Here is a 3,173-nt window from a genome sequence, read left to right on the forward strand (position 1 = left end):
CTTTAATTGTTCTATAAGAGGTTCTTAAATATGCAATTTACTCTAAAGAGGAAAATGGTTTTCTCTGTAGTTTTGGCGATTGCTGTTACATCTGCCATTCTTCTTTTCATGGGTTATAAGACTTTTCAAACAAACAGCTGGCAAGCAATAGAAAGTGAAAGTCGCAATACACTTCAAGCTCATGCTAAGGGCATCAGTGACTGGTTTTATGATAAGAAACAAGCAGTACACGGGCTTAAGCAACAAGTGCAGCTTAACCCTTCAATAGATATCGTTCCTCATTTACGTCAAACCTTGGTATCTGGTGGGTTTGGATTGAGTTATTACGGTAACAAAGAAGGTGAGATGTTCCGTCATGACCCTTCATTGAATAAAGCGGGCTATGACCCAAGAGTCCGAGGTTGGTATAAACAAACCTTAGCTGAGAATCGAGCGGTGACAACAAAGCCGTATGTAAGTGTGACGATGCAAACCTTGGTGGTGACACTGACAGACCCAGTGACCGAGAATGGATCGATCATCGGTGTTGTGGCATCAAACTTGGCATTGGACAAATTGATTGAAGACGTATTAGCCATTCAGGTTCCGGGGAATGGGCGTGCGATTCTGATTGATAAGCAAGGGACGGTCGTTGCTCATCAAAATAAAGATTTCATTCTGAAACAAGTCAATGATATTGCGCCAGAGCTGAGTGTGTCTGGCTTGAACAGTGCTGCGCAAAACTTGACGACGATCTTTACTCAAGTGGATGGTGCCGAGCGAGTCATCATGGCTGAGCCGATTAAAGGCACAGACTGGTTACTTGTGATTGAAATGGATAAAGACGTACTAGAGCAGCCCCTGTTCGATATGTTGATTAGCCAAATCACCACAGGTTTGATTGTATTGATCGTTATGGCTGTAGCAACCTCATGGTTTGTGGCTCGTCAATTAGTTGAACTAGGGCGAGTGAGTGAAGCATTAGCTGATATTGCGGAAGGGGAAGGCGACCTCACACAAAGACTACAAGTGTCGAGCCAAGATGAGGTGGGTCAACTTGCCGATAAGTTTAATGTCTTCGTTGATCGGCTCCATCAAATGATGCAAAACGTCACTCAAGTTTCTACCGCGATGAACAGCGGTGCCGAGCATGCTAATACCAGTGCGATGAAGCGCAGTGATAGTGTAAGCAGGCAACAAGATGAGATCACGATGGTGGCAACGGCTGTGACAGAAATGGCGACAGCAACAGCGGAAATCGCCACGAATGCTGAGAGTACGGCAAAAAGTGCGACTCATTCGGTGGAGTTGAGCGAGCAAGGCTTCCAACAGATGGCTAAAAGCCAATCATCGATCAATGACCTCGCTACTGAGCTAACAAGCGCTGTGTCTATCATCAGTGAGCTTGAAGAGCATGGTCAGCAAATCGCGTCTATCTTAGCGACGATTCGTGAAATAGCGGAGCAAACGAACTTACTCGCGCTCAATGCGGCCATTGAAGCGGCTAGGGCAGGCGAACAAGGTCGAGGCTTTGCAGTGGTTGCTGATGAGGTTCGTGTGCTTTCTCAACGTACTCATGCTTCAACAGAAGAGATCGAAGACAAGATCAAACGCTTACAACAAGCGACCAATGGTGCGGTGAAAGTGATGACGCAAAGCCATGATATGGCGAAAACAAGCGTACACGATGTGGATATGGCCGGAGAGAGCCTAGCTCAAATCCGTGAAGCGATTCAGATGATCAGTGATATGGCGACTCAGATTGCTTCTGCCGCTGAAGAGCAGTCACTGGTTACTGCCGAAATCAATGCGAATACCGAATCTGTTCGTGAAGTGAGTGATGTGATGGCAGTTGATGCGACCGATGCGGTTTCACAAGCCGATCAGCTAAGTCATTTAGCGAGTGACTTGAAACGAGAGTTGTCACGCTTCAAGCTTTAATCTTTAATCGATATTGCAGAAAACAACATAGGTTTAGAAACTAAAGAGCACAGACAGTAATAGGCCTGTGCTCTTTCTTTAATAGCTTCAAATGAGTCTCAGTGCTTATCAAAGAAATCCTTATTGCGAATATATTTGCTCATTAAGTGGTAAGAAAAAGGTCTGATCAACCAACTTAGAACAGAGCGCCCAAGACGTATAAACGTCGGTGTGTTTTCGTAGATCCTGCCGTTATAGAGCCAAAGCACTTTCCCTACATGCCAATACAACAGAGGCACGGGCGGCATGAAGGTGACAATATCTATGTCGCAACAGATACGGTAGGTTTTCTTACTCAAACGGTAGTGCTTTCGAAAATTCCAATCACCAATCGCAGGTTGGCCAAAAGTCACGATTCGCTTAACACAGCCTGGATACTTTTGATCTAGGTAATCTGCGAACACGCAGCCAATTGCACCACCAGAAGAGTGGCCGGTTATAGAAATCCTTTTCCCTTGTTCTAACAAAGGCAAGAGTGTCGCTTCTAAGCGTTCGATAACGGTTTGCCCAAGCTTGTCTTCGTTACGACTCGGCTGGCTTTCTTGAAACATGAGATGATAGAAACCGGCATGTACACGATAGTTCAGCCCAATCTTTTTACAGCTTCTTGTCCATAGTGCAAAAGTGAGTAGCCAGTCAGAAACACTGTGTGATCCCTTGATAACCACAACCACTTCATCTTTGTCACTACTCCATAAAACTCGAATCATGGTTTTGCCAAACTGGTTCTTTATGATGCGCTGTCCATTAGGATCAAAACCGTAACGAGTCTGTTTAAAAACTCTCGGGTAGGCGAGGTTACAAAGAACCGCGTAGCGTTCATATTGGTATCGTTTTAGTGACTTCACGTTTTCATTTCGTAATTATAGTTGTGTAAAACTTTAGCCTTTGAATGTGAAAAGCACATGAAAACGAAGGAGTGTTTCTTTAATTCAATGGAATTGACAGTGTTTTGTGAGTCTGAAAATGGGAATTTGGCCTTTGAATTCCAACTCAAACTCAAAATCTACGAATAAGAACCGTACAAGCTGCACTAAATTCATTCTGTAGAGTTCGATAATTAATCACTTGAATTAAATGATAAAATTTATTGTTGACGAATTTTTTTCATCCGTTAAAGTACACCTCGTTCTCACGGCTTAGGTCGCGGAGAGATGGTGTTTTACTCTTCAGTAATCAGCATCGCATGATTGCGTTGCCCTGGTGGTGGAATT

The 3,173-nt window shown here is 44.1% G+C and carries 2 protein-coding genes; one reads left to right on the top strand and one right to left on the bottom strand.

Annotated features, from left to right (window positions below; translation table 11 throughout):
* The first annotated feature begins 54 nt into the window (after positions 1–54).
* On the top strand, positions 55–1,920 hold the full coding sequence (locus AB4653_RS19410; protein ID WP_102258464.1) for a methyl-accepting chemotaxis protein: 1,866 nt from the start codon (positions 55–57) through the stop codon (positions 1,918–1,920).
* Positions 1,921–2,018: 98 nt separating this feature from the next.
* On the opposite strand, the gene AB4653_RS19415 is transcribed toward AB4653_RS19410, so the two are convergent.
* Complete coding sequence (locus AB4653_RS19415; RefSeq protein WP_017098611.1) at positions 2,019–2,807, bottom strand: lipase family protein; 789 nt, start codon at positions 2,805–2,807, stop codon at positions 2,019–2,021.
* Positions 2,808–3,173: the final 366 nt, after the last annotated feature.

Source organism: Vibrio sp. 10N.222.48.A3, assembly GCF_041475345.1.
In the GTDB taxonomy this organism is placed as follows: domain Bacteria; phylum Pseudomonadota; class Gammaproteobacteria; order Enterobacterales; family Vibrionaceae; genus Vibrio; species Vibrio tasmaniensis_A.

Bases quoted from the DNA above. Each gene is read 5' to 3' on its own strand.
- AB4653_RS19410 (WP_102258464.1), top strand. From the start codon at position 55: ATGGTTTTCTCTGTAGTTTTGGCGATTGCTGTTACATCTGCCATTCTT.